This is a genomic window from Atribacter sp. (assembly GCF_035418125.1).
In the GTDB taxonomy this organism is placed as follows: domain Bacteria; phylum Atribacterota; class Atribacteria; order Atribacterales; family Atribacteraceae; genus Atribacter; species Atribacter allofermentans.
Genome location: NZ_DAOLQM010000235.1, coordinates 1 through 3,491, shown reverse-complemented (window position 1 = coordinate 3,491; position 3,491 = coordinate 1). Strand labels below are relative to the sequence as shown.

Below are 3,491 nucleotides of genomic sequence, written 5' to 3'. Positions count from 1 at the left end.
CAAAATTGTCTGATTTAGAATTTGGTCTAATAAAAACCCATCCCCAAGCCGGCTACGAAATACTCAAAGATATTGAGTTTCCTTGGCCAATAGCCGATATCATTTTACAACATCATGAAAGAATAAACGGTACTGGATATCCTGCTGGTTTCAAAGGAGAAGAAATACTTATAGAATCACGAATTTTAACCGTAGCAGATGTCGTTGAAGCAATTGCTTCCCACCGGCCGTATCGACCGGCCAAAGGAATAGAAACTGCTCTGGAGGAAATAAAAAGGAACCGAGGAATTCTTTATGAACCAATGGTTGTTGACTGTTGCTTAAGCCTTTTCAAAGAAAAAGATTATCAGTTTCCTTTTCTATAATTTCAGAACCAGGAAGACTAATAGAAAAATCCTCAAGAATATTTTGTCTTCTAATTAGGAGGTGAGGGCTCGATTTCAAATTCGAAGCTCACTTCTTTGATATCTTCAAGTATTTTGATTTGATTCTCAACCCGGCTTTGTTTACCTTTTAATTTTTCTCCACTTTTTCCAAATAATTTTTGAATGGCTGGAATTTGGTTTTCAGGGGAAAAGGAAACTCGAATCTGAAAGGGACCCTGAGAAAAGAGATAATTTTCTGGGGCGCTGAAAGTAGCCTGGTAAGAATTATTTTGAACAATAGCACTGGTTTGCAAATCAAATTGATTGGGGTATTTTGGAGTTCCCAGTTGTCGAAAAAGAATTTCAATAATCGATCCATCGGGAAGATCAGTTTCTCCGATAATTTCTATTATTTGGTCAAAACGTGTGACTAAGGAGATTGAAAGTAAAACATACTGTTCAGGCTCAGGTTCTTTAATAAAAAAATACTTTTCCGATTCTCTTAACCAGTCGACAGTTGAAGATTGATTGTTTTTTTGATCAGTGAGATTCTCGCTTATATTTTGACCAGATATATCATTGTTAACAGTAGGTAATTCATCTTTTGAAGGTAAAGTTGGTCGTGGGGGAGGAGAGGTTATAATCAACAGCAGAAGAGATACCAGGGCTATTGAACCATAGATAAGAATGACTAAGAATCTTCTTTTTTTTAGGCGAACTATAACCAGAGATGGATTAATCAATCCTATAATAAAAAGGATTAAAGAAACCATCGTAAGGATCAAGAAGAAATAAACCATAAAAATTTCCTACTCCTAATGAAGTGTTAAACCTATATTGAAAGTTACCAAAAATTAAAAAACCGAATTATTATAACATTTTTCTTTTAAATTTTTAACGAAAAACCTTTGAATTTATGGAAGGCTCATTGGGAGCCTTAATTGGAGCATGGCGATTTTCATTTTAGTAACAGGGATCATGGTGGTATGATTTTGGTTTTCAGCTAATTCAAGTACTCGGGTATAGGCTTTTAAAGCTTCCACATAGTTATTCTCTTCCTCATAAATAGTTCCTAATAAGTTTAATGCTCCAATTGAATCAGGATTTTCTTTGAGGACAGCAGAAAGAGAATCTTTTGCCTGGTCTTTCATCCCTATGCGAAAATACCAGGTTGCTTGATCCAGAAGAAAATCTTCTTGGGAAGGATAAAGTGTCATTGCTTGATTGAAGTTTGCTTGAGCATCGGATAAATGGTTTATTTTTTCTGAAATGGCTCCTTTTATGAGTAGGGGTGCAGGTCGTTCTGGAAAAAGTGTGAGTGCCTGTTCGCATTCTTGAATAATATCGTAGTAAATATTTTTTACTATATTTTGGTCGGGTTCAATCAGTGATTGGTCGATTTTCTTCTCAATGGAAGAATTTAAATCTAAATACCTTCTTTCTTGAGGAGGAAGACGCAGAAAGATAAAATAGACTAAAAATAAGACCACAAAAAAAATCCCAAAATGAAGTAAATTTTTTTGGATGGTTTTCTTTTGATTTTTTTCATATTCAATATCCAACCACCACCACCAATATTCAGTGGGTGGATTGAGTCTGGACCGTTGGTCAATAAAAGCTTTTTTACCGGTTACTTTCACCAGGAGACGGCTTTGCTTTTTAAGTAAAGAATCAAAATTCCCTAAACGGGTTTCCTCAGGATCTAAGTAAGCGTTTTTAGAACGAAAATAAATTAGCCCCCGCTCAATATCAGTTCTAATATTAAGAATTTCGATACCGTTTCCTTTTTGATCTTTTAAATTGGCGACTTTTTTTGCATAAAATTCGATCAGATTTCTAATATCATCTAATGATGGATTAAGGTTTTCAGCCATTGATTGTGACACCTCCGAATTACCATTCTAAACGAAAAAAGATTATTGGTAAACATTGGATTTCGTGAATAAAATTATAATTATTGTGTTGTTTTCATTATATCTTAGAAACTTTGTAGTAAGGGAGTTAAAAGCTTATAATGTTGATGAATAAAAAACATAAGTACAATATTGAAAATTTAAAGAAATTAAAATTAATAAAAATCATTTATAATAAATCGAAGAGAAGGAGGCTCATTCATGAAAACTGGACAACCAGAAAAGGTAACAGCCAAAGATATTGCTAAAATGATAGATCACTCACTTCTTAGGCCTCAGCTTACTCGACAAGAAGTTATTGAAGGATGTCGATTAGCCAAAGAGTACGATGTGGTTTCGGTCTGTGTAAAACCCTGTGATGTTCAAGTGGCCGCAGAAGTTTTAAAAGGAAGTGATGTATTAGTTACAACTGTCATAGGATTTCCCCATGGTGCTCACCGGACTGAAGTAAAAGCATTTGAGGCAGTGAAAGCCATGGAAGATGGGGCGGTAGAGCTGGATATGGTGTTAAACATCGGACGGCTTTTATCCCGAGAGTTTGATTATGTCGAGCAAGACATTAAAGCGGTAGTAGATATTGCCCACCAAAAGGGAGTTATTGTCAAGGTAATTTTAGAAAATTATTATCTTACCGACGAGTTAAAAGAATTAGCCTGTAAAATTTGCGAAAAAGCTGGTGCTGACTTTGTTAAAACTTCCACTGGGTTTGCACCAGGTGGAGCAACCATTGAAGATTTAAAACTGATGCGAAAATCGGTAAATCCCAGCATTCAAGTCAAAGCCGCTGGTGGAGTACGAACCTTAGAGGGGGCATTAGCAGTTCGAGCGGTGGGTGGAGTTCGATTTGGTGCGACCGCAACCAAAAGTATAATGGAAGATGCTTATAAAAAAGAAGCTGCAGGAACCTTAGTCCTCCCAGTGGAACCGAAAGACTTAGGCCCAAGTAAATAAAAAATTGAAAGCATCAAAATATATAAAAGTAATTTTGACTATCTATCTTAAAAACTCATGGGCATGATAAATCAAGCCCCTACCAAAGATTTTAAAAATTTGTAGTGGCGCAATGTATTATGCCCATGCTTTAATTAATATAGCGACATGCCATGGCATGTCGAAACTCGGGTTTTCATTCCTATCTGGTACCATAAAAAATGGCATTAGGGTCTATCCTGAAAATACCGAAATAAGTGAAAAGTGATTAAAACAAAATGAG

Annotated in this window: 4 protein-coding genes; 2 read left to right on the top strand and 2 right to left on the bottom strand. The window is 35.6% G+C overall.

Annotation, left to right across the window (positions count from 1 at the left end):
• Window positions 1-365, top strand: a 365-nt coding sequence (locus tag PLK24_RS09805) for an HD-GYP domain-containing protein (protein ID WP_324478663.1), incomplete at its 5' end; no start/stop codon positions are given.
• A 50-nt stretch (window positions 366-415) separates the two neighbouring features.
• Here the strand turns inward: PLK24_RS09805 and PLK24_RS09800 are convergent.
• The gene (locus tag PLK24_RS09800; RefSeq protein WP_324478661.1) at window positions 416-1,138 is read right to left on the bottom strand and encodes a hypothetical protein; all 723 of its coding nucleotides are present in this window, start codon (window positions 1,136-1,138) and stop codon (window positions 416-418) included.
• 141 nt (window positions 1,139-1,279) lie between these two features.
• A complete protein-coding gene (locus tag PLK24_RS09795; protein ID WP_324478659.1) occupies window positions 1,280-2,239 on the bottom strand; it encodes a tetratricopeptide repeat protein in 960 nt (319 codons plus the stop codon).
• 240 nt (window positions 2,240-2,479) lie between these two features.
• Here PLK24_RS09795 and deoC point away from each other — a divergent pair, with 240 nt between their 5' ends.
• Window positions 2,480-3,229 (top strand): deoxyribose-phosphate aldolase, encoded by a 750-nt coding sequence (gene deoC / locus PLK24_RS09790; RefSeq protein WP_324478657.1) that lies wholly within the window; start codon window positions 2,480-2,482, stop codon window positions 3,227-3,229.
• Window positions 3,230-3,491: the final 262 nt, after the last annotated feature.